Genomic DNA, 25,906 nt, shown 5'->3' with positions numbered 1-25,906 from the left:
ACGCCATGACTGAAGCAGTAACCGAGACACAGTCGCTCCCCGTGACCTTTGTACCGGGCGGACCCACAGTTGAGGTGGGTACGACGGAGCCAATACTCCAGGCAGCGATGCGAAGTGGTTATCCGCTGCCGCACAGTTGCAGGAACGGAATCTGTGGTTCCTGCAAGGCGCGCATCGTTTCCGGTGAGGTCGACCATGGGGAATCTTCAACGTCGGCGCTGAGCGAGAAAGAGCGCGGCGAGGGTTACGCTCTGCTTTGCCAGGCCACCCCCAAGACGCCCGTTTCGGTCGAATGCACGATTCTTGAGGAAACCAAGGGCATTCCATTCGTCCGGCTGCCGTCTCGGGTGCACGCACTGGAGAAGCTCGCCGATGACGTGATGAGAATCCGATTGCGCCTGCCGGCCAACCAGACGCTCAGGTTCCTGCCCGGTCAGTACATCAACATCGTTGCACCGGGCAACATCCGCCGCAGCCTGTCGCTGGCAAGCGTGGACGCCAGCGATGGCGTGATCGAACTCCATTTGCGCAACTACGGCGGCCCGTTCAGCAAGCATGTCTTCGAGAATATGAAGGTCAATGACCTGCTACGGATCGAGGGGCCGCAGGGTGCATTCTTCATCCGGGAAAAGAGCGCGAAGCCCATCATCTTCGTCGCCAGCGGAACTGGCTTTGCACCAGTGAAAGCCATGATTGAAAGCGAAGCGCGCAAGAAGTATGGCCGGAAGATGGCGCTCTACTGGGGCGGACGACGTCCGCAAGACCTCTATTTGTCGGCGCTCGCACAGGAATGGGTCGAGCAGTTCGGCGTCACCTACGTGCCGGTCGTATCCGACGCGCAACCTGCCGACAACTGGAGCGGCCGAACCGGCTTCGTGCACCGCGCCGTCATGGAGGATTTCCCGGACTTGTCCGGCCACCAGGTCTATGCGTGCGGCGCACCCATCGTCGTGCAGGCGGCGCGGGATGATTTCACGGCAAGCTGCCAGCTACCCACCGATGAGTTCTATGCGGACATCTTTGTTCCCGGTGGTGTGAAGGGATCCTGAACCCCAACAAGACAAACAGACGACACTATGGAAGCACGAGCAGACAACCTTGGTATCGAGCGCAGAGAGGAGCAGCTCGTCATTACCATCGACCGGGCACAGAAGGCGAATGCATTGACCGTAGCGATGATGCAGGCCATTACCGGAGCGATTCAAGACAGCGCCCGCGACGCGTCGGTGAAATCCGTCGTCCTTGCCTCCAGCGGCGAAAAAGTGTTCTGCGCTGGTGTGGATGTGCGCGAGTTGCCTGCGGACGGGGATGTCGCAAAGCAGAAGGAGCGTCGCTCCCTAGCGCTCGCTGCGCTGCAGGACGCGGTTCTCGATACTGAGATTCCGGTGGTTTGCGCGTTGAACGGGCTGGCCAGTGGCGCGGGGGCAATGATTGCCTTGCTTGCTGATGCATGCGTGGCTGCGGAGAGCGCCGCGATATCGTTGCCCGAAATCGACCTGGGCATTGCAACGTTCTCGGGGGCAAGCATGCTCGAGGCAATTGGCGGACGGGCGCTCGCCAAGGACATGATTCAGAGCGGGCGTCGGATGCCGGCATCTGAAGCGCACGGTCGAGGGCTCATCAACGCGGTTGCGCCCGCTGGCGAGCTACTCGCACACGCGCTCACGGAAGCAAGAAAGCTTGGCGAGCGTGATCGCGCGGTATTTGCCAACAACAAGCGATGGCTCAATCGAAAGATCAAGGTTGCTATCGATGAGGCACGCGCCGAGCACGCCTTGCATCGGCAGGCCGCAGCGCGTTGAACGCCGGCGCGTGCTTGGCAATCCATATCCAAAGACTATGAGGATGGAAAGTGGCAGATCTTGAAATCGAGAATATCGGTCGTGTCCGGGTGGCGCGTCTTAATCGGCCGGAGAAGAAGAACGCACTGAGCGAGGAGATGTTGGCCGATTTGCGCGAGACGCTGCGGGAAGCCAATGAAAACCCCGGTGTCGGTTGCGTTGTGATTACGGGTGCCGGCGATGCATTCTGCTCTGGGGGCGACCTCGGCCGGCGTTCCGCCGAAGCAGGAGAACCAACGCCGCTGGAGCGCAAGAAGCGTCTGCAGAATGTCACGCACCAGGTCGCACTGGCTATTGAAGATTTCGAGAAGCCGCTGCTGGCAGCCGTGAATGGCGCAGCGGTTGGCGCCGGCATGGATTTGTCCCTCCAGTGCGATCTGCGATTTGCTGGCGCGTCGGCGCGATTCGCCGAGGCATACGTTCGCGTTGGCCTGTTGCCCGGGAATGGCGGTTGCTATCTCTTGCCTCGTCTCGTGGGCCCCGCGCGGGCGCTTGAGTTGCTGTGGACTGGCGACTTCGTGTCGGCCGAAGAAGCGCATCGCCTTGGGATCGTGAATCGTGTTTTCCCGGACGAACAACTGTTCGATGAAACCCTCGCGTTTGCGAGCAAGCTGGCTGACGGCCCGCCGATCCAACTGCGCGAGATCAAGAAGCTGATGTATCAAGGTTTGCGTACGGATTTCCGCACGAGTCTCGAATCTGTGTCGGCACATATGGCCGTCATTCAGTCCACTCGAGACTACAAGGAAGCGATTCAAGCCTACAAGGAGAAAAGAAAGCCGAAGTTTGAAGGTTACTGAGTAGGCTCGGCCAAGACTGCTGGCGACCATATTCAGAGCGTTTTCCCAGCCATGCCGGCAGACGACGCCAAGCCGCATATACCCTACAAACCATACATGGAGGAGACGCCATGAACAAACGAACCGCCCTTATTTACATGGCCAGTCTGGCTTGGGCCATCGGCACACTGTCGCCAGCGCAGGCGCAGCAACCGGATTATCCTAACAAGCCGATTCGCATGGTTGTAGGCGTGGCGGCGGGAGGCGGCGCGGACTTTATTGCGCGAATCCTGGCGCAGGAAGTGGGAAAAAGTCTCGGGCAGGCGATCGTCGTGGAGAATCGTCCAGGAGCCGGGGGAAACATCGCGGCAGAACTGGTGGCGAAGTCCGCGGCCGATGGATACACGCTGCTCATGGCAAACTCCAGTCACGCCATCAACGTGAATCTCTACCATAACCTCCGTTTCGATGCCCTGAAGGATTTCGCCCCGATCTCGCAGGTTACCGCGAACTATTTCTACTTCGCCGTGAGTCCCGATCTCCCGGTCAAGACGCTGGGCGAACTGGTGAGTTTTGCCAAATCGAAGAATGGTGCAATGACCTATGCCTCGGCGGGAAACGGGCAGGGCGCGCATCTGGGCATGGAGCTGTTCAAGAAGGTGGCAGGCATCGATGCGGTGCACGTCCCCTACAACGGCACGGCGCCGTCACTGGCCGCCGTGCTCGGCCACACAGTAGACGTGTCGCTGCTGACGCCCCCTGCAGTGCTTCCGAATGTGGCGGCGAAGAAGCTGCGTGTCCTGGCCGTGACCGGATTGAAGCGTTCGGCGGCGTTGCCGGATGTCCCCACCGTTGCGGAATCGGGTTATCCGGGTTTCGAGGTCAACAACTGGCAGGGCTTGCTTGCTCCAGCAGGAACGCCTCCGGAAATCATTGCGAAGCTGAACCAGGCCACGATCAAGGCGCTCAAGCAGCCGGCCGTTGTGAAACAACTCGAAACCGCGGGCACTGAGCCCGTAGGGTCCAGTCCGGAAGAGTTCAAGCGGTTTCTTACGGCTGAGATCGCCAAATGGGGCAAGGTCATCCAGCAATCCGGCGCCAGGGCAGACTAACTCGTGAAGTCGGTGTCCCGCAGTGAATACTTTTTAAACTCAAAGTTCTTACCATGATGGAAGCGTCAACATCGCCGCAGCAGTTCTCAGCCAATGCAGTGGGGTTCATTGGTTTGGGCGCCATGGGCGGACCCATGGTGCGCCGGCTGCTCAAACAAGGCTTTACGGTCTTTGTGCACGATCTGAATGCCGAGGCGCTGCAAGCGGTGGGTCAGGCGGGCGCCGTGGCTTGTGACGGCGCCTTGGACGTTGCCAGTCGTACGGAACTCGTTTTCACGTGTCTGCCATCGCTTCGCGCGCTCGAGGCTGTTTTCTTCGGCGATCATGGAATCGTGCAGGGCACTGCCGTTCGAGCGGTGGTGGATCTGTCGACGACTGGCCCCGAGTTTGCTCGGCAGGCGGCAAGGCGGTTTGGCGGCGCGGGGATTGCGCTGCTCGATGCACCCATCACGGGCAATGTCACTACCGCCGGCAACGGAAAGCTTGGCATCATGTGTTCTGGCCCGGCCGATGCCTATGAGCGCGCGGAGCCAGCAATGCAGCGGCTGGCAGGCTCGATGCTCCTGTATCTGGGAGACACGACAGGGCGGGCGCAGACCCTCAAGCTGTTAAACAATCTCAATTCGGCATCGGGGATGGCTGTCACATGCGAAGCCTTCGTGCTGGGTGTCAAGGCTGGCCTGGACTCCGACACCATGCTCGAGATCATCAATGCGGGCGCATCCAGCACCAACGCAAGTCGCAACAAGTTCAAGCGTGCCGTGCTCGGGCGCACCTTCGATTACGGCGCGCGCATGGCCATTACTGCAAAGGATATTTCGCTTGCGGTGGAGGAGGCCGCCAACTTTGGCGTCCCGACTTGGGTGTCGCGCTCGGTGCAGCAGCTTTGGCGCTATGCGGTGGCACAGGGCGGCGCGGACCGCGATGGCACCGCGCTGGTGACTTACCTGGAACCATGGGCCGGCATTACGGTGGCAGGCTCGGGAGGCAATGCCGTTGCGCCGCCAACCGTTCCATCGGACGAGGGTCGTGCGGCGGACTTCACGCATGTTGCAGTCGTCTGCTGCCCGGCCAATCTTTCCACCTGGATGACCAAGCTGAGCGCGGCCGGGTGGAGCGTCGCCGTGATAGACCATCCAGACCAGGATCTCGCGGCGTTTGAAAATATCGGCAGTGTTGGCGAGCGTTCATGCGTCCTCTTTGTCGCGTCCGATGACGATGTCGAAAGCGCTCTCCCGACTTGGCTGGGAGGGCGTGCGGAGACATGGTGCGCGCTGAACACCGGCATCCTGCCGATGAAGAACGCATCGGCCCTTTCCCGAGCGCTGGAAGGTGCAGGGCATTCCTACCTGGATGCCCCGATGGTTCCCATGCACGGATCTGCCGCGCAAATCGGCTGGAGAGCGGTGGTCAGCGGAAATGACGCCGCAGTGGCGAAAGTGCGAGCCCTGTTGGATGCCGTCGCTGCAAAAGTCTTCCATCTTTCGAATCGGGCCGGCGATGCACAGCTCATGGTCGCGATCGACGAAGCCTTGTCGGCAAGCCTGCTGGCCGTTGCATGCGAGTCTTACGTGACCGGCGCGAAAGCTGGCCTTGAGCCGCTTACCATGGCCAAGATCCTGGGGATCGAAACAGGCAAGACTACCGCCACCGACATCATCATCCCGGAACAGGTTGCCACGCGGACGTTCGCCTTTGGCAAGTCGCTTGCGCAGGCGCATCACATGCTCCGCCTGGTCTGCGACGAGGCCTCCAATCGGGGCGTCACAAGCTGGGTATTCGAGTCCACCCGGTTGTTGTATGGACTCGTGGTAGCCACGAAAGCCCATGGCGACGATGTGAGCGAACTCATCCGATCTTACGAGGACTGGGCCGCGGTGAAAGTCCAGCAGGGTCTTCTGCATGAAGGAAATGGCCAGGCACAAGCCTGAGCCGGGTTTTGACATCCGTATGCGCCTGGCGCAACAATGCACTTCACGGTCTCTTGAACTATGTCCCACGTACCGGAATTTCGCGGGAATATGCCGCGTTCGCTCGACAGTCTTGCATCCTGGGTATCCCAGCTTCATGAGGAACCCATCGAACCCGAGCTTCCCATCATCGACCCCCATCATCACCTGTTCGATGACGAGCGCGGCCGGTTTCTCGCAGAGGAACTTGAAGCAGAGATCGAAGCGGGGACGAATATCGTGGGTACGGTCTTCGTACAGTACAAGTCCTCGTATCGCAAGGAGGGCCCCGAGGCGTTCAAGCCGGTTGGCGAAGTCGAGTTCGCTACCAGCATTGGAGAAGCGTGCGAGGGCGTCGGCGGTCGGCGTGCCAGATTCTGCAGCGGCATCATCGCCCATGCCGATCTTATGCTGGGTAGCGAAGTCGAGCCTGTCCTTGAGGCCATGATCGCTGCGGGAAAGGGGCGTCTGAAGGGTATTCGCCATGGCGCCACCTGGGATGCCGGGGCTGCCGGGTTCGGTCGCACGTTTGCCCCTCGGTATCTGATGCGCGAGGCAAAGTTTCAGGGCGGCATCGCTCGACTGGCGCACCACGGGCTGACGTTCGACGCCTGGCTCTTCTATCACCAGCTGGATGACCTCGTTGACTTGTTGGAGCGACATCCGGAAGTCAATGTGATTCTGGATCATTGCGGCGGCATTGTCGGGCTGCCGCCCCATCTTGATCGCTCGTCCGTGCTGCGAGAGTGGCGCGCCAAACTTCGCCGTCTGGCGCAGTTTCCAAACCTCAGCGTAAAGATTGGTGGACTGGGTATGCTCTACGCCGGCTGGGATTTTCATGTGCGCCCGACGCCGCCTACTTCACTTGAGTTGGCGGAGGCGTGGAAACCATACGTGGTGGAGTGTATCGATGCGTTTGGCCCTCGGCGATGCATGTTCGAGAGCAACTTCCCGGTGGACAAGCAGAGCTGTAGCTACACTTCGCTGTGGAATGCATTCAAGCGCATTGCGGCGGATTTTTCCGTGGAGGAGAAGCGCGCCTTGTTCCATGACACCGCAGTTCGGGCCTATCGCCTGGAAACTGACGCGGGGGCGGGTGCATCGGCATAGAATGCGTTGGTTTTGGCATGGATTCCATTCACCGGCATGTCCGGTGGTGTACCATGTCGGCATTCTTGTTTCTCACGGGATCGATTTCCTATGATGCGTTCGGTGCAGCGTATTCTCGCCGTGTTCGAAAGTTTTTCGGCCGATCGGAGTAGCCTTTCGCTGCAAGAGATTGCGGATCGGATCGAGTTGCCAAAATCGACGACGTTTCGCATCGTACAAAGCCTGGAGAAGGCTGGTTATCTGGTGAGGCTCGAGGACCAGGAATACTGCCTGTCTTTCCGTTTCACGCAGCTGGCCGGTCTGGTTAAGAGTACGCTTGGCATACGAGAAATCGCACGTCCGGTACTAGTCGAGTTGGCGGAGAAGACCAAGGAGACAGTGTCGATCCATACCGTCAACGGTCATAACCGGGTTTGTATCGACGCGGTCTCCACAGGCGCTTCGCCATTGCGCGCCGTGGTGCAGGCCGGTGAACAGGTGCCGCTGGTAGCGGGTTCCGCATCCCGCGTGCTGATGGCCTATATGGAAAAGACCGAGCTCGGCCCGATTGTGACTTCGGCGGCCAAGGCTTTGAAGAAGACCAAGACCGAACTCCTGTCGGAACTGGACAATGTACGGGAGCAGGGCTTCTCGGTGTCCCACGGCGAACGGCTGCTGGGTATCTCGGCCGTATCGGCTCCGATTAAAGACGTGAACGATCAGGTGCGATATTGCATTTCCGTCGGCGCGCCGACGGTACGTATGCAAATGCACGAGAAGGAATTCACCAAGCTCGTTATCTCGGCGGCGGCGGCCATTTCCCGGCAGTTTGGCGGAACTGCCTGACAGCGCTGGCGCAATCCCATGCGCCAGCTTGATCTCCTAATACAAAGATCCCACCATCCCGCCTTCTACCGGGACGGTGGCGCCGTTGATGAACCCTGCCTGCACAGACGCCAGGAATGCCACAACGGAAGAAATCTCCTCCTGCGTTCCCAGCCTGCCCAGCGGGGTCAGCCGCTTGCGGGCCTCGGTCTGCGAAGCGCTATAGGCCGACGCAGCACTCCGGTGCGACGTATCGATCAGGGCCGGAGCCACGCAGTTCACTGTGATGCCATGCTGGCCTACCTCGTTGGCCAGGTGTTTCAAGTAGGCGGTCACGCCGGCGCGAAACACCGTGGACAGGCTGTGGTGCGGCATCGGTTGCTTCACAGACGCTGAAGTGACAGCGACGACACGTCCCCAACCGCGCTGCGTCATCCCCGGCAACACTGCGGAAACCACCTGGATCACGCTCAGCAACTGGTTCTCGTACGCTTCCTTCCACCGGTCCGGATCATTCTCGTCGATCGTCGTCCGGATGGGATTCGGCGGGCGGGCGGTGTTCAGAATGACGATGTCGGTGCCGCCCATTTCCCGCTCCAGCGTGGAGGCGAGGCGTGCCGCATCCTCAGTCGATGTCATGTCGCCGACGATCGGTAGTGCGCGCACGCCGTAGGTCCGCTCGATCTCGGCGGCTACCTCGGCCAGTTTGTCCGCCGAACGTGCAAACAGCGCGATATTCGCACCTTCGGCCGCAAGCGCATGCGCAATGTTCCGGCCCATGCCACCGCTGGAAGCAGTGACGAGGGCGGTCTTTCCTTTGATTCCCAGGTCCATATCTCACTCGCATCAAATCGAAGTCTGCTCACTCGGTGACGACGACTTCATCGCCGCTCACCGTGAAGCGATGCGGCATATCTTCGGAAACCCACTCCATGTACCCGACGATTTCATCGAAGCGCGGATCGTCGCGGCGCAATACTTGCGGGCGATAGCGATCGTCGAACGTCATTGGCAGGAAGGACACCTGCAGAACGCCTTGCTTGGATATCTTCAGCTTGGCCAGCAGCCCCTTTGTGCAATCGCGGCCATAAGGCATGAGCGGGTAGGTGGGGTCGAGGTCCGTGTGATTTCGCACGGCGCCGTGTGCCCACGCCGGTTCGCTCGTCCACGACGGTGCTGCAAAGGACTTGGTCATGGCGAAAACCCCCAGGCTGTAGAAGATGGCCTTGCCTCGGTAGACTTCGATGGCCTTGGGCAAGTGCGGCGCGTGGCCGACCACCACATCCGCACCCGCGTCGATGGCCGCATGTGCGACAGCCACCTGGTAGTCGGACACGACTCGCGGCAGCCTGATGACGCCCGAATGAAACGCTAGCACCACTACGTCAACCTGCGAGCGCAGCGTCTTGATGTCCTCGATCAGCCGCGCAAGGTCCGCCTCGTCAGGATTCGTACGCACCCGCACCGGCTGATGCGGGCCGCGCGTGTCGTAGGTCGTGTGGATTCGAATATTGACGACGCCTGGCTTGTCGGGTCCTGCATCGCTTCCTGCCGCAGCCACGGACGTGTAGCCAAGGTAGGCAACCTTGACACCGTTCTTCTCGACGATTGCAGCCTGTCTTGCTTCCGCGAGATTGCGTCCAGCCCCCGTGACCTGAACGCCGTGCGTAATCATCAGCTCGCGGGTATCGACCAGGGCTTCGGGGCCTGCGTCGTAGCTATGGTTGTTGGCCATCGTGACCGCATCGAAAAGTCCGCCGGTAAAGACGTGCGCCATCTCCGCAGGCTGGCAGACCTGGGGGGCGTGGTCAGACTTGACCCCTCGACCGGAATACGTGCGCATGCAGTTCACAAACCGCATGTCCGCGCCTTCGAGCAGGGGCTTTACGAGTTCCGTGTAGCCTTCGATCGGATAGCCCTCGGCCGCTCCATGGGTCGGGCCGCAATCGCCGGCAATCAGCACGGTTGAAATGTCAGACACATTGCCTCCTTCTTTATCTCGCTCGCCTCTTCCGCACCGGGTGCGCCGTGGCAGACGCGGTTCCAATCTGCGGAATAGGTTCGAAAATTATCGTTGAATCATAGCATTCGCTACGTTTCGCTATTGCAGGGCGACCAGCCCCGACCAGTACTGCAATTGGCTGCCTTCCGTCGGAACGTCGTACTTGCGGATGAACTCGATCCGACCCGAATCCCGGATCCGGAACACGGATAGCGTCGCGGGAACGATCTCCAGCTTCTCTCCGACCTTCATGCCAAGCGGCTTGACGCTGGCGGCGACCAAAAGCCGACCGGTTGGGTCACACGAGAATGTCCGGACGTGGAACGACTCGGTGTCGATGTGCTGGCGAAGCGATGGCACCCCGGTTTCCGGGTCGATCTCGTACACGGCCAGGTTGTTTTCGCCGGACGTAAATACCCGGACGCCGTCGCGATCGACATGTCCATCCGCGCGGTTCGCAAGGTAGACCCAGCGTCCGTTCGGATGCACATGGATGGGACCGGCCAGTTGGCGACTGTGGGTTCGTCCTGGTTCCTGAAGCGAGGGGAGGGTGCTCAACGGGCGCGGATCGATGAAGTCATTTTCCACGCGGAAGGTGTGGAGGCTATTCGTGCGCTCGTCCGACGCATACAACCACTTGCCCGATGGATGAAAATCGATGTGGCGCGGGCCGAAGCCAAAGCCGCCATTCGGGGCGATGACTTCGTGCGCGGCAAGCTGGCCCTCGTCCAGCGTATAGCTTCGCAGTGCGCCGGGCTGTTCGGAGCGCTCCGACGTGGCGTTGTTCCCCCGGTCAATCAGAAGGGCCGCTTCGCCGGACGGGAACGTCATGACCTGGTGCGGATAGATGCCGAAATCGGCCGAGGCGGTCTGCTCGACACGGTCCCCGATCGAGCCATCGGCTTCAATGCGATCTATCGTGATGCCAGATTCGGGATAGTTGTGAGCGCTGAGGATGTGCCTGCCTTTCGGGTCCACGCACATGTGGACAGCGCGGTCTGGCAAACGTTTCGGTGCGCCGAGTGGTATCAGGCGTCCATCGTCTGCCATGCGGTACGCACTCACGTGGCTGAACTCGGACTTGGTGTGAGGGCCGGCGCTGCTGGTTGTCACGTAGAGAACATTCAGGGACGGATGACGCCATGCGTATTGCACGCGAGCTGGCGCCTGAATGGTCTCTTGTCGCTCCAGCGTCCCGGCGTCCACATCTACGCGATACCGGGTGATCCGGTCATCGACTGCGCTGTAGAGTACGACGGAACCCTTCATGCCGACTCCTCTCGGGTGCTGCCAGCGGAAGGCGTAAACATTGGAACGGCCGTGCCATTCTCCGACCGTTTGAAGACAACGTCGACGCGCTGACCGATCTTCACCTCGTCCAGATCTGTGTCCACAATGTTGGTCATCAATGTGGGGCCCTCGTCAAGGGTGACGTAGGCAATGCAGTAGGGCGCGCCAGCGCCGCGGCGAGTCACGCTATAGGTGTAGATCTGTCCTTTTCCGCTTGCTTGCGTCCACTTGAGATCGGTGCTCCAGCAGAACGGGCAGATCGCGCGCGGGTAGTGGTGAACCTTGCCGCAGCTGTTGCACGTCTTGACGAGCAGTGCACCGTCGGCGGCTGCTTGGAAATATGGTTCGTCGCCCGGATTCAGGGCCGGGTCGGAAATTTTGCGTTCTGCGGGGATAGTCGGCATTCGTTTACTCCCGTTCGAGGATGAGCGTTGCGGCGCCGTGGCGGGAACCGATGGCGCCGCCGATGCCGGTCGCCAGGGCAAGCTTGCAATCGGGAACCTGCACGCTTGGGTGTGCTTCGCCCCGAAGCTGACGAACGGCTTCGATGATCTTGGTGATGCCCCCCCGATTCGCCGGATGGTTGTTGCACAGGCCGCCGCCGTCTGTGTTGAAGGGCAGCTTCCCGACGCCGAATATCAAGTTCCCGTCCGCCACGAATCGACCGCCGGTTCCCTTTTCGCAGAAGCCCAGGTCTTCGAGCTGCAGGACCACGGTGATGGTGAAACTGTCGTAGATGGAGGCGTACTGAATATCCGAAGGCCGGACGCCTGCCTCCTCGAACGCCCGCGGACCCGTCCATGCGGCGCCGGTGTAAGTCAGGTCGATCTCTCCGCCCATTTGATGCTTGGTCGTCTCAGCGCTACCAATCACCTTGACGAGCGGTCGGTTCAGCGATCTGGCGATCTCCGGGCGCGCCACGATGATCGCGCCCCCGCCATCACTGACGACGCAAGAATCAAGTCGGTGCAGGGGGTCCGCGATAAGTGGAGACGCGAGCACTTCGTCAACCGTCACCACATTGCGCAGCATCGCGTTCGAGTTGTGCTGGGCATGGTGGGAAGCCGCGACCTTTACCCACGCTAGTTGCTCGCTCGTCGTGCCGTACTTATGCATATGTAGCATTGCGCACATTGCATAAAGGTTAAGTGTCACGGGGTTGTAAGGCATCTCGAATGGCGCCTCGGGCATGTTGACTCCGCGTACGCGAACCTGCGTACCCGAAATCCCTTCCGAATTCGGTCGTCCCGCAAGCGTGATGAGCGCGACATTGCACTTTCCAGCCGCAATGGCTTCTGCTGCGTGTGCCACATGCGCCAAGTATGAACAACCGCCCATATCCGTCGAGTCAACATGGCGAAGCTTGTTCAGGTTTAGGTAATTGGCCATCGACCAGACATTGGCACCGGGGGCGTCTCCGGCGCAAAAGTACCCATCAATGTCTTCGCGTGTGAGCCCCGCGTCTTCGATCGCGCCTTTTGCTACCTCGGCATGCAACTGCGCCACCGAGTGCAACGGCGCTTTGCGCAAGGGGTGCTCGTATGCGCCGACGATACAAGCTTTACCTCTGACACTCATTTTTTGTCCTCCTCAACACTTCACGAAAAATCGCCTTGCGGTTCCATTCAGTGGAATCTATGCTAGCTACTAGAACGCATGATAGCATCGGAACTGTGGGTGTGCTGTGGGTTTTCAATGCGGTGCGCAGTGCGGCACCGAGTGTTTGTCGAGGCGCAGCGGCCATCCTGGCGTTGAGGGTTGTCTCGATATCGAAGTCAAGGAGAGTTGTTGTGGAAGACGTTCAGGCGGTTTCGACTGAAGCTGGAGAAGCATTCAAAATTTGGCAATGCGCGCTGTGTGGATTCGTGTACGACGAAGCTGAGGGTATGCCCGCTGATGGCATTCCCGCCGGCACGCGTTGGAAAGACATTCCCGATGATTGGCGATGCCCGGAGTGCGCCGTTGGGAAGAGCGATTTCGAGATGGTGGAAATCTAAAGTGTGTACCGCAAGCAATGCGTAGATGAAGGTGCGCGCATGGCTTGCCATTGGAGCAACAGGATGAAAGATGCTTCAACCTCGCTGAGATCTCTCTTCGACAAGTGGATTGGAGGCGGCGACCCCGCGGCGACTCGCGTCATTCGAGCTCGTCATCCAGTCCAAGGAACGGGATGTGTCGAAGTTCAATTCGAAAGGGCCTCAGAACTACATTCCATCTGGTTCTTTCGACACGGGGACGGAGCATGGAGAGTCTTTCCTCCAGCGCCGAGCCGCGTACAAGCAGCTCTTTTGGATGCTGAGGCAGTCGCATAGCGAGAAGAGATGGAACTCAGACAACTGCGCTACTTCGTCAGCGTGATCGAGCACCGAAGCATGGGGAAAGCAGCCCTGGAGCTCGGCCTCGTGACATCGGCCCTCAGTCAGCAGATTAGCCGCCTCGAGGGTGAGCTTTGCACTCGCCTGTTGCAAAGAACTTCGACTGGCGTGGTGCCTACTGACGCCGGCCTGGCATTCTGGCGTCAGGCCCAACTTGCGTTGCGACACGCCGATGCCGCAGCCTCCGCCGCTAGGCATGCTCGGCTCACGGGATACGTAAGCGTGGGCCTCGCTCAAAGCACTGCCGGAATCATCGGCGTGCGATTCATGCAGGCAATGCGAAGCCGTTACCCGGACGTGAAAGTCCGCATTGTTGAAAGTCTCTCCGGCTATCTGTCGACTATGCTGAGTGCCCGCCAGATCGACTTGGCCGTCCTGTTTCGCGAGGAACCATCGCAGCGATGGAGCAGACTTCGGCTTCTGAAGGAGAGGCTTTTCTTGATTGGCTTGCCAGATATGCTCGGCATCCCCTTGGGGGAAAACGCCAACATCAGCCAGGCTGCGGCGCTTCCGCTCATTCTTCCAAGTGGTTCTCACGGGCTGCGATCGCTGCTTACACGATGTTTCGAGCACGCCAAGGCGGAGCCAAACGTCGTCGCCGAGATTGATGGACTGAGTCTACTCATGCGCGCAGTGCGAGCTGGCTTGGGGGTGACGATCCAGCCGGGGTCGGTCCTGGCGCCAGAAATTCACGATGAACTGAGCAGCGTGCAGTTCGATGATGATGCGGCGCAAAGGGAAAACACTCTCATCAGTCTCAGTGAAGATGAATTGTCGCCAGCCGCGCTTGCAACTCGCATTGTCCTGGCTGATGTCATCCGAAGCACCGTGATCGAGGGGCGTTGGCCAGGTGCAACGCTTGCCGAAGCAGGGAAGCACTGTCCAGAGTTGGACATTTATCAATCGAATACGGAGAGCAGCACAGTCAACCAGACCGCGTCCGAGCAAAGTCTTCATGTTTCATGAAGGACTGTTTGCGAACAGAGGATGGCGGAGGTCCGGCGTAGCCCATATAGTCGGAACCTCAAGGAGACATAGATGGTTGACGTACTGATCCTAGGCGGAGGCAATGCAGCGTTGTGCGCGGCCCTGATGGCCCGCGAGGCGGGTGCCTCCGTTTTGTTGCTGGAAGCGTCGCCGCGCGAATGGCGTGGCGGAAACTCGCAGCACACGAGAAACCTGCGATGCATGCACGATGCTCCGCAGGACGTACTAGTAGACGCCTACCCGGAAGAAGAGTATTGGCAAGACCTGCTCAAGGTGACTGGCGGAAGGACAGACGAGAAGCTCGCTCGGCTTGTGATTCGAGCATCTTCGACTTGCCGACCCTGGATGAGAAAGCATGGCGTGCATTTTCAACCGCCGCTGTCGGGCGCACTTCATGTGGCCCGAACCAATGCATTCTTCATGGGTGGTGGCAAGGCTCTTGTCAACGCGTACTACCGTAGTGCGGAGGCGCTGGGCGTGAAAATTCGCTACAACACTCCGATCCACGCTATCGAAATGGACGGGGCACGGTTTGTCGCAGCTGTCGGCGAACGTGAGCGCTTCACCGCGAAGACCTGTGTCCTTGCTGCGGGTGGGTTTGAGTCGAACCGAGAATGGTTGCGGGAAGCTTGGGGGCAGAATGAGCGAGGCGAGTGGCCAGCGGACAATTTCCTTATCCGCGGCACGCGCTTCAATCAGGGCGTCCTGCTAAAGCACATGATCGAATCCGGTGCTGATTCTATTGGCGACCCGTCGCAATCCCATTGTGTAGCAATCGACGCCAGAGCACCGCTATACGACGGTGGTATCTGCACCCGCATCGACTGTGTGTCGTTGGGTATCGTCGTGAATCAGAATGCGGAACGTTTCTACGACGAAGGCGAGGACTTTTGGCCGAAACGCTATGCGATTTGGGGGCGTCTGGTTGCCCAACAGCCCAATCAGATCGGCTATTCGATTATTGACAGCAAGGCCGTTGGTCGATTCATGCCTCCGGTTTTCCCTGGCCAGAAAGCGAACACCTTGGACGAGCTGGCTCGGAAACTGGGTGTGCCCGTCCAGGCGTTTGTCGACACCGTTGAAACGTATAACGCAGGATGCCAGGTCGGGACGTTCGATCATACCGCCCTTGATGATTGCCACACGGAGGGTGTGAACCCGCCCAAGACGCATTGGGCGCTGCCTATCAACAAACCGCCGTACTTCGGTTACGCACTGCGGCCTGGCATCACGTTCACTTATCTCGGACTTAAGGTAAACGACCGGGCCCAAGTCCACTTTGGAGGATCCCCCAGCGATAACCTTTTCGTCGCCGGCGAGATGATGGCCGGAAATGTCCTTGGACAAGGATATACGGCTGGCGTTGGGATGTCGATTGGCACCGCCTTTGGTCGAATTGCAGGAACTCAGGCAGCACGAGCGGCCAAGAACGAGCGGGTGGAAAGCTATGCATGACTTGAATTTGTTGGTGAAAGAAGCCGAGTCGCTAGCAGAGCGCTCTAACTCTGCTTCTGACAAACTGCGGCAGATCGCAGTGCTGCCGCTTACGGACGACGAAACTGAGGTGGCTCGGCAAATGCAGATCTGTAATGCCTGCAGGTATTGCGAAGGTTTCTGCGCCGTGTTCCCGGCAATGACACGACGTCTCGAGTTTCAGAAGGCAGATGTCAACTATCTGGCGAACCTTTGCCACAATTGCGGCGCTTGCTATCACGCCTGTCAGTACGCTCCTCCGCACGACTTCGCAGTGAATGTGCCGCAGGCGATGGCACGTGTACGCTTGCAGACCTACACCGAATACGCGTGGCCGTCGGCGTTCGGTCGTTTGTACCGAAACAACGGCAAGACCGTTGCGTTTGCACTGTCGACCGGATTGGCGCTCTTCTTGACTCTGGCCATGCTGGTGACCAATGGTGTGCTCACGCAGGAGGGTCTTTCGGCAAACTTCTACGCAATTTTTCCGCATAACCTTCTGGCTGCCATGTTTGGCGCCGTCGCCGGATTCTCGGTGCTCGCGCTGGGTATCGGTGTATCGCGATTCTGGCGTGCGCTGTCGGTGAATGGCCTTGGCGCCAGTGCTGTTGCCGAGGCTACGGCGAACGTACTTACGCTGAAGTATCTCGATGGTGGTCACGGGGCGGGTTGTAACGACGCCGATGATAAGTTCACGCTGTGGCGCCGGCGCTTCCACCACTTTACCTTCTACGGGTTCATGCTTTGTTTCGCGGCCACGGCCGTCGCAACGCTGTACCACTATGTACTGGGCCTGCATGCACCCTATCCATTATTGAGTGCCCCGGTTCTGCTTGGTACGGCGGGAGGCGTGGGTTTGGTCGTCGGACCGATCGGGCTGCTTTGGCTGAACGTCCGCCGAGACCCGAATCGAACCGACCGCAGACAGAAGCCGATGGATATTGCTTTCATTCTTTTGTTGCTACTGACAAGCGTCTCTGGCCTGGCGTTGCTTGCTTTCCGTGAGTCTGGATCCATGCCCACGCTGCTTTCGGTCCACCTCGGTATCGTTATGGCGCTCTTTGCGACGCTTCCCTACGGGAAATTTGCGCACGGCATTTTCCGTACGGCGGCGCTGCTGAAGTCTGCCCTGGAAAAGCGGCAGGCAAACACCCTGAAGCTCGGTAGTGAATAGCGCGAGGCGCTCAGCCGAGGACGGGGCGGTTGCCCTCGGGTAACGAGATCAAACATAACTGGAGACACAGATGAAGGTTGGATACGTTGGATTGGGCGCCCTCGGTGGCGAACTTGCACGTCGCTTTGTTGGTAAGCACGAACTGCATGTCTGGGACCTGAACCCGCAGGCGCTTGAGACATTCAGCGCGCTCGGTGCAAAGGTGGCCACGTCCGCCGCTGACCTCGGTAAGCAGTGTGATGTTGTCATTGTCTGCTTGCCGCGTAGCTCAGATGTGCTTCAACTGGTGTCCGGCCCGGATGGGCTTGCGGCGGGTTTGTCGGCAGGGAAGCTGGTCATCGACCAGACTAGTGGGATTCCCGCAGAAACTCGGCAGATCGCTTCACTTCTTTCCGAAATCGGCGTCCAGATGATGGATGCGGCGGTCTCCGCGAGTCCTCAGATTGTCGCTAACGGCAGTGCGACGCTGATGGTCGCTGGATCGGACGAGCTCTACGACAGGGCGCTCCCGTTGCTGGAGACCATGGCGGGCACGATCTACCGTTGTGGCAGCCGGATTGGCGATGGTCAAGCGATGAAGATGGTCAACAACGCCATGAATGGTGCGTGCCGTATGGGCATGCTAGAGATCGTGGCGATGGGCATCAAGGCCGGCCTCCCTTTGGAGCGCATCACGATCGATGTAAACGAAAGCCGTCTTGGACGCAGCCAGGTCACGGAGAAGATGCTGCCGGCGCTGGTGGAGGGCAAGGCGTCTACACGCTTTGGGTTGCCGCTCATGCTCAAGGACATTACCCAAGCAATGATGCTCGGCATTGAGGTCGGTGTGCCGATGCCAATCACTAGCGTTGTTCGTGGATTGCTGCAGGTGGGCGTCAATACCCTGGGAAACGGTTCGCAACTCGAGGACATGGTTGGCGTCATCGGACGAATGGCCGGCACCAACATTGGTCCGAGCGGTGCCGAGACTAAGCTGGCGAGCGATGCTAATACCGTGAGCTCCTTGGTGGAAGCCGCAATGTTCGCTCTTGGACAGCTTGTCACCTATGAATGCACCGCCCTCGGTGTGGCATACGGCCTGCGCCTCAAAGACATTTCGACCGTCATCAATGCGAGTTCTGGCTGGAGTGGGGCTTCGCGCGTCTTGTTGCCAGCAATCCTCGCCGATGATCACAGCCCCGTTAGGTCGCTGGGCGACGTGGCTGAGAAGTTGAGCCAAGCATGTGCGATGGGCAGCAAGGTTGGTGCGCCCATGTTTGTCGCTAACCAGATCCGTTGCCTGTACGAGCAAGCAGCGGTGGATGCGGGCGAGAGAGCCGACGTGTCAGAAGTAGCGGGTGTAATTGAAGTCGTTTCAGGAGTTCGCTTCGCACAATAGTCCTAGCGAAGCTTGACCTGGTGGTAAGGAGCCATTCAAAGATGAATGGCCATAACAAGATGTTGGAGACATTATGAAGCGCCCCATGTTGACGGCTTTGACCGTGTTCGGTATCGCATTTGGAATTTCGTCTGCAAGCTTTGCTGCTGTTCCATTCCCCTCCCGGCCGATCCGAATCGTGGTGAACACGGCACCGGGTGGTTTGCTTGATTTCACCATCCGTCTTGTGGCAAAGGAGATGGGTGCCAACCTCAAGCAGTCAGTCATCATTGAAAACCGAGCCGGTGGAGACGGTCTCATCGGTATCAACGTAACCAAGTTGGCGCCGGCGGACGGGTACACGCTCCTAGGCTCCGCAGGAACCATGGCTTTTCAGCAGGTTATCCGAGAAGATCCTGGTTATGATTTGACTCGCGACTTTACGGGTGTCGGATTCGTTGGGCGTTCGCCATTTCTGGTTGTCGTCTCACCCGAGCAACCGGATAAGACTCTGAAAGACTTCGTGATCAGGGCGAAGAATCACCCAAATACGTTGTCATATGGCTCCGCCGGTGTCGGCACAGCACCGCATTTCGCGGCTGCCCTATTCAATCAGAAGGCCGGCCTGCAGCTGCTTCATGTTCCGTACAAAGGCAACGGCCCGGCAATGCCGGATGTGATGAGTGGGCGAGTGAATATGATCTTTGACGCCTACTCGAGCAGTCGCGGCTATCTTACGGCGGGTAAGCTTAAAGCTCTCGCTGTGACCTCCACAGGACGTATTTCGGCGTTGCCGAACGTGCCGACGCTCGCAGAGGAAGGCGTGCCCGGTTACAGCTATTACACATGGATGGGCCTGGTTGCTCCGGCTGGTACGCCTAAGGAAATCGTTCAACGGCTCTCAGAAGCATTGAAGAGTGCCATGAGCAACAAGGAACTGGCAGCACGCCTCAACGGTGAGGGGATCGAAACTCCTCATATGAGCACAGCTGAGTTCAACGAATTCCTTGCGAAGGAAGTCAGCCAGACACGCAAGCTTGTTACCGACCTCAAGCTGCCGAAACAGTAAATCATTGCATAACCGCGCATGCCGTCGCTGTGCGGCGAAGCTATACATCGGTCTGGGCGGGTAGGGCCGTCGTTTCTTGAGGAAGGACAATGAACTCCACAAAACATTCAACGAGCGTTGTCTTCGCCGTGCGCAGAGGGCTGCTGCTTACGGCAATGGCTTCGATCAGCATACCTGCGCTAGCCGACACCTATCCGTCGAGGCCGATCCGCCTATTGGTCGGATTCGCAGCGGGAGGCACCACGGACGCTATCGCGCGCTTCTATGCTCAGAAGCTTGCGATTGAACTAAAGGCACCAGTGGTGGTGGAAAACAAACCAGGTGCAGGTCAGATTGTCGCAATCCGGTCGTTGAAAGCGGCTGCGCCTGATGGGTATACGGTCTATATGGGTACCGGAAGTGCGTTGTCCCAGAGCCCTGGTGTAAGAAGTGACTTGCCCTACGATCCGTCAAAGGACTTCACCTTTGTAGGTCTGGTGGGGACGGCTCAGGGTGTCATCATCGTGAACAAGGACGTGGCTGCAAAATCTTTGGGTGAGCTGGTGTCGTACGCATCTAAGCATCCTGGTCAGTTGAACTTTGGCTCCTCGGGCATTGGCTCTGCCAGTCATCTTGCCGGTGAGTACATGAGCAAGGTGTCCGGAATGATGATGACGCACGTTCCGTACAAGGCAGACGCCGATATCGTTCAAGCAATGTATACGGGTTCCGTGCAAGTTGGCATTGCGCCTGTCCAAGGCGCAGTAACGGCACTGACCAGCGGGAAGGTGCGAGCATTGGCGGTAACGGGTACCCGGCGAGTGCCGGCACTTCCCGTTGTCCCGAGCGTATCCGAAGCAGGATTGAAAGCGTTCGAAGGCCTTGATCCCTACACCTATTACGGGATACTCGGCCCGATCGGCATGCCAGACGACGCCGTAAGAAAGCTGAACGCAGCAATTAACAAAGTCTCGTCATCACCTGAAGTTGCTGCGCAGGTGCGAGAGAAGCTCTATGCGGAGCCGGCTACGAGCACACCACAGGCATTCCGCAAGCAGGTCCAAGACGACATCGCTCGGTGGCGGCAGCTTGGCAAATTGGTGAGTGGTGCGAGCTGAAGGTTAGGAGACAAAATGGAATCGCAAGTGACATCTACTGAGGGCCGCACCGCGGGAAAACGACTGAATGGAAAGGTGGCCATCGTAATCGGGGCTGGCCAGAGTCCTGGTGAGGGCGTGGGCAACGGGCGCGCTGCGGCGATAAGGTTCGCGCGGGAAGGCGCAAGAGTCGTAGCTGTGGATCGAAACCTTGAGTCCGCCCAAGAAACCGCGTCGCTCATCCTGGCGGAAGGCTTCGAATGCGCCGCCGCCGCTGCTGATGTAACCCGAGAGGAAGACCTTGCGCGAGTAATGAAAGAGGCCGTCCTACGTTGGGGTTCGTTGGACGTTCTTCATAACAACGTCGGTGTCAGTATTGCCGGCGGCGACAGGGACCTCATGGAGATTACGGAGGAAGGCTTTGACAATATTTGTCGAATCAACCTTCGAGGAACCGTGTTTGCCTGCAAGCACGCTGTGGCAATTATGCGTGAGCAAGGGAGTGGAGCAATCGTCAACGTTTCGTCGTCGGCAGCGGTGGGGAAGTACCCCTATGTTGCCTACAAAGCCTCAAAAGCTGGTGTTGTGGCGTTTACCGAGCAATTGGCGCTCCAGAACGCACCGTTCGGGATCCGGGCGAACTGTGTGTTGCCAGGTCTCATCGCAACGCCGATGGCCGTCGACACGCGGGTAAAAGAGTGGGGGCAATCGCGAGAGCAAGTTACCGCCGAACGAAACGCGAAGGTTCCGCTCGGCCGGCAGGGGACGGGCTGGGACGTTGCAAATGCTGCGCTGTTCTTGGCATCTGACGAAGCGAACTTTGTTACGGGCGTTTCGCTCCTCGTCGATGGTGGACGAATCCTGAACCGCATCTAGATAGATCCCAATCATCCCAACAAGCGTTTGGATACTCCCTGAGGCGTAGTCGCCCTCCTCAGGGTAGCCCCCTTTTTTTGTCGTTTACAAAAATGGAACGCGTTTTGATAAGCGGAACAATACGAAAAGAGAACGAGAAGCGAACGAATAGAAGCTGTGAGTAGAAGAACCCCTAAAGGAGGAGACATGAAAAGCAAGGCATTGGTATGGTTCGCAGGTGTGGCGTCGGTTTGTGCGGGAAGCGCATATGGGCAATCCAACGTCACGCTGTATGGCGTGGTGGATACGGGTATCGAGTATCAGAATCATCAGCCAAGCGGCAACAACAGCATTGTGCGGATGACGCCCGGGAATATGTCCGGCTCCCGTTGGGGGTTGCGCGGCACAGAAGACCTAGGCGGCGGACTTAAATCGCTGTTTGTACTTGAAAGCGGTTTCGATTCGGACACCGGCCGGTCGGGACAGAACAATCGCCTATTCGGCCGCTCGGCATATGTTGGTCTGCAAGGCAACTGGGGTGCTCTGACGCTGGGACGTCAAACCAATACTCTTTACGACATCTTCGGGACTGTTGATCCGATGTGGATCGCGTCGAAGTACTCGATTTTGGTTCAGGACGCTCATTTCTCGGCACGTGCAGACAACACCGTGAAGTACGTCGGAACGTTCGGTGGTGTCACCGCCAAGGCCATGTATAGCTTCGGCGCTGACAGCACGCGTGCCAATGCAAGCGAGATTCCGGGAAGTCCGAAAATTGGCCGGGAGATGGGGGGTAGCCTGACATACACCGGTAGCAACTGGGAAGTTGTAGCTGCCTACGATGACATCAACACGGGTACGACGACTACAACGCCAGACGCTACTACTCGCCGCGCCGTCGTTGGCGGAAACTTTGTCGTGGGCAACGCGACGATCTTCGCCGGATACCGCTGGGCGAAAGGCTACGATGGCGCAACGCTTCCCGGAGCGCCGGCGGCATCGAGCCAGCGCTCAAACCAATACTGGACGGGTGTCAGGTATCAGGTTACCGCGCCGCTGACGCTGGTCGCGGCGGCGTACTACCAGGACTTTGCAGACACTAGTGCTGACCCCTGGTTCTTCGTGCTCTCCAGCGACTACGCGCTGTCGAAGCGTACGGATGCATATCTGAACGTGGGCTATACGAAGAACAAAAATGGCTCGACACTGGGTTTGGGTAGCTTTGGTACCGTGAACGGTAGCGCCAATCAGTTCGGCGCAGTGGTGGGCATTCGACACAAGTTCTAAGGTAGGGAAGAAGAAGGCTGGCGCAAATGGGTTGGAGCGAGCCTTCTTCTGCCGCGCGTGGCGTGATACCCGAAGAGCAGGGTTATTTGACTGTGTCGAACAGATCAGGGTTGAACCGACCTTTGCTCAAACGCCTAATAGTCACGCTGGCGAAAACGCCCGACGCGTTGTAAGGCTCGTTCTGGATGAAGTCCACCGCTTGTTGATAGTCAGCGACGTTGAGGATGAAAACGCTCCCGACGAAGGCATTGCCAAGTTCGTCTTGTTGCGGACCGGAAAAGCAAATTCGGTCGGTCCAATCGTTCAAATAGCTCCGGTGCGCTGCCTGAAGCTCTTTTCTGAGCTCCGCTGACCCCTCACGGTCGCAGCAAAACACGATGCAAAGCATTACGTCTCCTGGTGGAAGGACTTTCATGCGACGGGGCGGACGGTTCTGAGAGCCCCTCAGTCGCATAACATGGTTTCTGATGGTTCCGAACAGTGGAACACAGGTTGTACAACGGAACTAATGTAGAGTATGGTTAAGGTAATGCGCAAGCTCTGCTCGACGGCATTAGGAAGCGGAGGACGTGATGCCACTTACTAAGAGTTTCGTTCGCCACGGATGTCCGTCAAATGGTTCGAAAAGTGTCTGTTCAGCTAGAGGAATGTATGAAGACGTTCGATAAGTTCTACATCGGAGGAGAGTGGGTCGAGCCTGTAGGCACCCGCAGCTTTGAACTGGTCAACCCCGCCACCGAGGCCCCCTTTGCGAAGGTACGGCTCGGCGAAGTCGCGGATGTGGATCGCGCTGTGGCCGCCGCGAGGAGGGCTTTTGAGTCCTTTAGCGTGACCTCAAAGGCCGAACGCATCGCCTTACTCGAGCGGATCGTTGCGGTGTTTGCTACGCGTCAGTCCGAACTCATGAATGCCATCTCCGAAGAGATGGGGGCGCCACTTTCTCTCACAGGTCAAACCAGTACTGCCTTGCAGGCGTTCAAGCAGGCCATCATTACGCTACGCGAGTACGACTTCGAAAGTCGTATGGGTGACAACGTGATCTTGCGCGAGCCAATTGGTGTGTGCGCGTTGATCACGGCCTGGAACTGGCCGCTGCAACTGCTGTGCGGGAAGCTGGCGTCTGCGATCGCCGCTGGCTGCACGGTGGTGGTGAAGCCGAGTGAATACACGCCAGTGGACGCCTTGCTGCTTGCGGAGGTCTTGCACGCCGCGGAGGTTCCCGCCGGCGTGGTGAACATCATCAATGGCGATGGTCCGACCGTTGGAGATGCACTGAGCCGCCATCCGGACGTGGATATGGTCTCTTTCACCGGATCGACGCGTGCTGGGATCCTTGTAGCGCAGTCGGCCGCCGACACTGTAAAGCGCGTGTGTCAAGAGCTTGGTGGAAAGTCGGCAAACATCGTGCTCGAAGACGCTGATCTGGAAGCGGCGGCACGCTACAACGTAAGCCGAGGTTTCTCAAACACGGGGCAGTCCTGCCATTCCCCCACCCGAATTCTCGTTCACGAGAGCCAAGCCGAACAGTTCATCGAGCTGCTCCAACGTGAGGCGAAATCGGTGCGCGTGGGAGACCCTAAGAGTCCTGACACAACGGTTGGCCCCGTGGTGAACCGACCTCAGTTCGAGCGTGTGCAAAGCTACATTCAACGCGGCATTGATGAGGGTGCTCGACTCGTATGTGGCGGCGTCGGCCGTCCTAAGAACCTCGATCGCGGCTACTTCATCCAACCGACCATCTTTGCTGACGTTCTGCCGGATATGACCATCGCGCAGGAGGAGATCTTTGGACCGGTGTTGTCGGTGATTACCTATGGCACTGAGGACGAAGCCGTAGCCATTGCAAATGGTACGAAGTATGGATTGGGGGGGTACATTTTCTCCTCCGATAGCGGACGTGCACGCAAGCTTGCAGCGCGTATGCGAGCAGGGCGCATTTTTTACAACGGCGCCCCCTCCAACTATGTGGCCCCTATGGGGGGGTATCGTCAGTCGGGCAACGGACGGGAAGTAGGAGTATTTGGCCTGGAAGAGTATCTGGAAACGAAGGCACTCTTGGGTTTCATACCCTGAAACCAGGAGCGATCTGATTCAAGGTGGTGGTCTCCTTTGCGCAAGAAGTCGGTCCTTTCCTGGCCGCTCTTGCGCGTCCTTTTCCCCACCATGGTGGACCATCTTTGATTCCACGGGACTCCATCTCGTATTGCTAATGCCGAAAGCTCAGCCCCGGCTCCCAGCACGGAGTTTTTTTGGGCCGCGCAGATAAGGGAACGAGTTCTGAAAATGTCAGCGTGACAACGCGGTTGACATGCAAGTGCCCCTAGACGCCCATAGAAAAAGGGCGAGGATCGCACCGCTAAACAATGGCGTGCGAATCCTTTGAGATGTAGGAGACGGATGTGGCGAAGAAAATTCGGAGACAACTGCTTCTTGCCGGACTCTGCTTGTCCGCATTCGGAGCGGCAGCGGAGTCGGGTGGCATCCCGACGCGCATTATCGTTGCGTCGGCGCCGGGCGGGAACATCGACGTTCTTGCCCGCATTCTAGCTGAGAAGCTTAGTTCCACGCAGAATCGGTCGTATATCGTTGAGAACCGGCCTGGAGCTGGCGGGAACATAGCAACCGCGCAGGTTGCTCACGCTAAGCCTGACGGTCGCACGTTGCTTGTTGTGTCTACAAGCCATACCAGCAACGTCCACGTGTACAAGAAAGTTGGCTACGACCCCATCAAGGACTTCACGCCGATTGCTAAGTTGGCGGAATCCGCATTCGTGGTCGCGGTCCCTTCGGATTCGACTATCACTAGTCTTGCCGACTTGGAGAAGACGGCAAAGGCCCGTCCTGGCTTGCTCAACTACGGCTCATCCGGTATCGGGCAGGGAAATCACCTGGGCATGGAGATGTTGAATTCCCGACTAGGTATCAGGATGACCCACGTCCCATTCATTTCTGCAAATGCCCTCGTAACAGCCTTGATGGGCAAGCAAGTGGATGTTGCCATGCTCACGCTACCGGGTGCGTTCATGGGAGTGAAGGCTGGAAAGATCCGGCTGTTGGCTGTAACAAGCCAAAAGCGTGTCGAACAGCTGTCGAATGTTCCGACTATCGAGGAAACGATCGGCGGAGACTTCGTGATGACGAGCTGGCAAGGACTAGTTGCACCTGCAGGCCTACCGGCGAAAGAAGCTGCAGACCTAAGCAAACAGGTGGCGAAAGTGATGGGGCAGCCAGAAGTTGTCGGTGCTCTCGACAAGATTGCCCTCACGCCCCAAGTCAGCACTCCAGAAGCGTTAAAGCAGTTTCTCATAAAAGAGACGAATCGCTGGGGTGATGTCGCCAAACAAAGCAACATCAAGATGGAATGAC

At 58.5% G+C, this 25,906-nt stretch carries 24 protein-coding genes; 18 read left to right on the top strand and 6 right to left on the bottom strand.

From position 1 onward, the window contains the following. Nucleotides 1-5 precede the first annotated feature (5 nt). The 7 genes from A9J21_RS06185 to A9J21_RS06155 all read left to right on the top strand — a co-directional run bounded on the left by A9J21_RS06185 (nucleotide 6) and on the right by A9J21_RS06155 (nucleotide 7,616). Complete coding sequence (locus A9J21_RS06185; RefSeq protein ID WP_082926263.1) at nucleotides 6-1,049, top strand: CDP-6-deoxy-delta-3,4-glucoseen reductase; 1,044 nt, start codon at nucleotides 6-8, stop codon at nucleotides 1,047-1,049. Between the two features lie 27 nt (nucleotides 1,050-1,076). Then, complete coding sequence (locus A9J21_RS06180; protein ID WP_066732953.1) at nucleotides 1,077-1,802, top strand: enoyl-CoA hydratase/isomerase family protein; 726 nt, start codon at nucleotides 1,077-1,079, stop codon at nucleotides 1,800-1,802. Nucleotides 1,803-1,852: 50 nt separating this feature from the next. After that, entirely contained in the window at nucleotides 1,853-2,641 is a 789-nt protein-coding gene (locus A9J21_RS06175; RefSeq protein ID WP_066732951.1) for an enoyl-CoA hydratase/isomerase family protein, read from the top strand. Nucleotides 2,642-2,751: 110 nt separating this feature from the next. Beyond that, complete coding sequence (locus tag A9J21_RS06170; RefSeq protein ID WP_066732949.1) at nucleotides 2,752-3,732, top strand: tripartite tricarboxylate transporter substrate binding protein; 981 nt, start codon at nucleotides 2,752-2,754, stop codon at nucleotides 3,730-3,732. Nucleotides 3,733-3,785: 53 nt separating this feature from the next. Further along, nucleotides 3,786-5,663: an NAD-binding protein gene (locus A9J21_RS06165; protein WP_066732948.1), complete on the top strand. Its 1,878-nt coding sequence runs from the start codon at nucleotides 3,786-3,788 to the stop codon at nucleotides 5,661-5,663. 90 nt (nucleotides 5,664-5,753) lie between these two features. Then, entirely contained in the window at nucleotides 5,754-6,791 is a 1,038-nt protein-coding gene (locus A9J21_RS06160; RefSeq protein WP_197497464.1) for an amidohydrolase, read from the top strand. A 90-nt stretch (nucleotides 6,792-6,881) separates the two neighbouring features. Next, complete coding sequence (locus tag A9J21_RS06155; protein ID WP_061958163.1) at nucleotides 6,882-7,616, top strand: IclR family transcriptional regulator; 735 nt, start codon at nucleotides 6,882-6,884, stop codon at nucleotides 7,614-7,616. A gap of 36 nt (nucleotides 7,617-7,652) precedes the next feature. Here A9J21_RS06155 and A9J21_RS06150 read toward each other — a convergent pair whose 3' ends face one another. The 5 genes from A9J21_RS06150 to A9J21_RS06130 form a co-directional block, all read right to left on the bottom strand. Next, entirely contained in the window at nucleotides 7,653-8,429 is a 777-nt protein-coding gene (locus A9J21_RS06150; protein ID WP_061958162.1) for an SDR family oxidoreductase, read from the bottom strand. Between the two features lie 28 nt (nucleotides 8,430-8,457). Beyond that, the gene (locus A9J21_RS06145) at nucleotides 8,458-9,576 is read right to left on the bottom strand and encodes a CapA family protein (RefSeq protein ID WP_066732944.1); all 1,119 of its coding nucleotides are present in this window, start codon (nucleotides 9,574-9,576) and stop codon (nucleotides 8,458-8,460) included. 120 nt (nucleotides 9,577-9,696) lie between these two features. Beyond that, complete coding sequence (locus A9J21_RS06140) at nucleotides 9,697-10,866, bottom strand: beta-propeller fold lactonase family protein (RefSeq protein ID WP_066732942.1); 1,170 nt, start codon at nucleotides 10,864-10,866, stop codon at nucleotides 9,697-9,699. Then, on the bottom strand, nucleotides 10,863-11,291 hold the full coding sequence (locus A9J21_RS06135) for a Zn-ribbon domain-containing OB-fold protein (RefSeq protein ID WP_061958160.1): 429 nt from the start codon (nucleotides 11,289-11,291) through the stop codon (nucleotides 10,863-10,865). Before A9J21_RS06135 ends, A9J21_RS06140 begins: the two co-directional genes overlap by 4 nt. A gap of 4 nt (nucleotides 11,292-11,295) precedes the next feature. Then, the gene (locus A9J21_RS06130; protein ID WP_066732939.1) at nucleotides 11,296-12,465 is read right to left on the bottom strand and encodes a thiolase domain-containing protein; all 1,170 of its coding nucleotides are present in this window, start codon (nucleotides 12,463-12,465) and stop codon (nucleotides 11,296-11,298) included. A 212-nt stretch (nucleotides 12,466-12,677) separates the two neighbouring features. On the opposite strand from A9J21_RS06130, the gene A9J21_RS32245 reads away from it, so the two are divergent. The 9 genes from A9J21_RS32245 (at nucleotide 12,678) to A9J21_RS06085 (ending at nucleotide 22,540) form a co-directional block, all read left to right on the top strand. Continuing rightward, entirely contained in the window at nucleotides 12,678-12,884 is a 207-nt protein-coding gene (locus tag A9J21_RS32245) for a rubredoxin (RefSeq protein ID WP_061958158.1), read from the top strand. A gap of 324 nt (nucleotides 12,885-13,208) precedes the next feature. Continuing rightward, a complete protein-coding gene (locus A9J21_RS06120; protein ID WP_082926261.1) occupies nucleotides 13,209-14,228 on the top strand; it encodes a LysR family transcriptional regulator in 1,020 nt (339 codons plus the stop codon). A 72-nt stretch (nucleotides 14,229-14,300) separates the two neighbouring features. Continuing rightward, entirely contained in the window at nucleotides 14,301-15,704 is a 1,404-nt protein-coding gene (gene tcuA / locus A9J21_RS06115) for an FAD-dependent tricarballylate dehydrogenase TcuA (protein ID WP_066732936.1), read from the top strand. Continuing rightward, nucleotides 15,697-16,896, top strand: a complete 1,200-nt coding sequence (gene tcuB / locus A9J21_RS06110) for a tricarballylate utilization 4Fe-4S protein TcuB (protein ID WP_156545706.1) — start codon at nucleotides 15,697-15,699, stop codon at nucleotides 16,894-16,896. Before tcuA ends, tcuB begins: the two co-directional genes overlap by 8 nt. Before the next feature lie 70 nt (nucleotides 16,897-16,966). Further along, on the top strand, nucleotides 16,967-18,274 hold the full coding sequence (locus A9J21_RS06105) for an NAD-binding protein (protein ID WP_066732933.1): 1,308 nt from the start codon (nucleotides 16,967-16,969) through the stop codon (nucleotides 18,272-18,274). A gap of 73 nt (nucleotides 18,275-18,347) precedes the next feature. Beyond that, nucleotides 18,348-19,322 carry a tripartite tricarboxylate transporter substrate binding protein gene (locus tag A9J21_RS06100; RefSeq protein ID WP_066732931.1) on the top strand — a complete coding sequence of 325 codons (975 nt, stop codon included), beginning with the start codon at nucleotides 18,348-18,350 and terminating at the stop codon, nucleotides 19,320-19,322. Nucleotides 19,323-19,411: 89 nt separating this feature from the next. Continuing rightward, nucleotides 19,412-20,419, top strand: a complete 1,008-nt coding sequence (locus A9J21_RS06095; RefSeq protein ID WP_082926260.1) for a tripartite tricarboxylate transporter substrate binding protein — start codon at nucleotides 19,412-19,414, stop codon at nucleotides 20,417-20,419. 15 nt (nucleotides 20,420-20,434) lie between these two features. After that, nucleotides 20,435-21,274: an SDR family NAD(P)-dependent oxidoreductase gene (locus A9J21_RS06090; RefSeq protein ID WP_066732929.1), complete on the top strand. Its 840-nt coding sequence runs from the start codon at nucleotides 20,435-20,437 to the stop codon at nucleotides 21,272-21,274. Nucleotides 21,275-21,460: 186 nt separating this feature from the next. Further along, the gene (locus A9J21_RS06085) at nucleotides 21,461-22,540 is read left to right on the top strand and encodes a porin (protein ID WP_066732926.1); all 1,080 of its coding nucleotides are present in this window, start codon (nucleotides 21,461-21,463) and stop codon (nucleotides 22,538-22,540) included. A gap of 82 nt (nucleotides 22,541-22,622) precedes the next feature. Here A9J21_RS06085 and A9J21_RS06080 read toward each other — a convergent pair whose 3' ends face one another. Beyond that, complete coding sequence (locus tag A9J21_RS06080) at nucleotides 22,623-22,928, bottom strand: YciI family protein (protein ID WP_066732924.1); 306 nt, start codon at nucleotides 22,926-22,928, stop codon at nucleotides 22,623-22,625. Between the two features lie 263 nt (nucleotides 22,929-23,191). Here A9J21_RS06080 and A9J21_RS06075 point away from each other — a divergent pair, with 263 nt between their 5' ends. Further along, the gene (locus A9J21_RS06075; protein ID WP_066733108.1) at nucleotides 23,192-24,613 is read left to right on the top strand and encodes an aldehyde dehydrogenase family protein; all 1,422 of its coding nucleotides are present in this window, start codon (nucleotides 23,192-23,194) and stop codon (nucleotides 24,611-24,613) included. Between the two features lie 326 nt (nucleotides 24,614-24,939). Next, on the top strand, nucleotides 24,940-25,905 hold the full coding sequence (locus A9J21_RS06070; protein WP_082926258.1) for a tripartite tricarboxylate transporter substrate binding protein: 966 nt from the start codon (nucleotides 24,940-24,942) through the stop codon (nucleotides 25,903-25,905). The last annotated feature ends 1 nt before the right edge of the window (nucleotide 25,906 follow it).

Source organism: Cupriavidus sp. D384 (assembly GCF_001652915.1).
Classification (GTDB): Bacteria; Pseudomonadota; Gammaproteobacteria; order Burkholderiales; family Burkholderiaceae; genus Cupriavidus.
This window is presented reverse-complemented; position numbering and strand designations above follow the sequence as displayed.

What these genes read in the sequence shown, in the direction of transcription:
- A9J21_RS06185 (WP_082926263.1), top strand. Translation starts at nt 6, where the DNA reads ATGACTGAAGCAGTAACCGAGACACAGTCGCTCCCCGTGACCTTTGTA.
- A9J21_RS06180 (WP_066732953.1), top strand. Translation starts at nt 1,077, where the DNA reads ATGGAAGCACGAGCAGACAACCTTGGTATCGAGCGCAGAGAGGAGCAG.
- A9J21_RS06170 (WP_066732949.1), top strand. Translation starts at nt 2,752, where the DNA reads ATGAACAAACGAACCGCCCTTATTTACATGGCCAGTCTGGCTTGGGCC.
- A9J21_RS06165 (WP_066732948.1), top strand. Translation starts at nt 3,786, where the DNA reads ATGATGGAAGCGTCAACATCGCCGCAGCAGTTCTCAGCCAATGCAGTG.
- A9J21_RS06160 (WP_197497464.1), top strand. Translation starts at nt 5,754, where the DNA reads ATGCCGCGTTCGCTCGACAGTCTTGCATCCTGGGTATCCCAGCTTCAT.
- A9J21_RS06155 (WP_061958163.1), top strand. Translation starts at nt 6,882, where the DNA reads ATGATGCGTTCGGTGCAGCGTATTCTCGCCGTGTTCGAAAGTTTTTCG.
- A9J21_RS06150 (WP_061958162.1), bottom strand. Translation starts at nt 8,429, where the DNA reads ATGGACCTGGGAATCAAAGGAAAGACCGCCCTCGTCACTGCTTCCAGC.
- A9J21_RS06140 (WP_066732942.1), bottom strand. Translation starts at nt 10,866, where the DNA reads ATGAAGGGTTCCGTCGTACTCTACAGCGCAGTCGATGACCGGATCACC.
- A9J21_RS06135 (WP_061958160.1), bottom strand. Translation starts at nt 11,291, where the DNA reads ATGCCGACTATCCCCGCAGAACGCAAAATTTCCGACCCGGCCCTGAAT.
- A9J21_RS06130 (WP_066732939.1), bottom strand. Translation starts at nt 12,465, where the DNA reads ATGAGTGTCAGAGGTAAAGCTTGTATCGTCGGCGCATACGAGCACCCC.
- A9J21_RS06120 (WP_082926261.1), top strand. Translation starts at nt 13,209, where the DNA reads ATGGAACTCAGACAACTGCGCTACTTCGTCAGCGTGATCGAGCACCGA.
- tcuA (WP_066732936.1), top strand. Translation starts at nt 14,301, where the DNA reads ATGGTTGACGTACTGATCCTAGGCGGAGGCAATGCAGCGTTGTGCGCG.
- tcuB (WP_156545706.1), top strand. Translation starts at nt 15,697, where the DNA reads ATGCATGACTTGAATTTGTTGGTGAAAGAAGCCGAGTCGCTAGCAGAG.
- A9J21_RS06105 (WP_066732933.1), top strand. Translation starts at nt 16,967, where the DNA reads ATGAAGGTTGGATACGTTGGATTGGGCGCCCTCGGTGGCGAACTTGCA.
- A9J21_RS06100 (WP_066732931.1), top strand. Translation starts at nt 18,348, where the DNA reads ATGAAGCGCCCCATGTTGACGGCTTTGACCGTGTTCGGTATCGCATTT.
- A9J21_RS06095 (WP_082926260.1), top strand. Translation starts at nt 19,412, where the DNA reads ATGAACTCCACAAAACATTCAACGAGCGTTGTCTTCGCCGTGCGCAGA.
- A9J21_RS06090 (WP_066732929.1), top strand. Translation starts at nt 20,435, where the DNA reads ATGGAATCGCAAGTGACATCTACTGAGGGCCGCACCGCGGGAAAACGA.
- A9J21_RS06085 (WP_066732926.1), top strand. Translation starts at nt 21,461, where the DNA reads ATGAAAAGCAAGGCATTGGTATGGTTCGCAGGTGTGGCGTCGGTTTGT.
- A9J21_RS06080 (WP_066732924.1), bottom strand. Translation starts at nt 22,928, where the DNA reads ATGCTTTGCATCGTGTTTTGCTGCGACCGTGAGGGGTCAGCGGAGCTC.
- A9J21_RS06075 (WP_066733108.1), top strand. Translation starts at nt 23,192, where the DNA reads ATGAAGACGTTCGATAAGTTCTACATCGGAGGAGAGTGGGTCGAGCCT.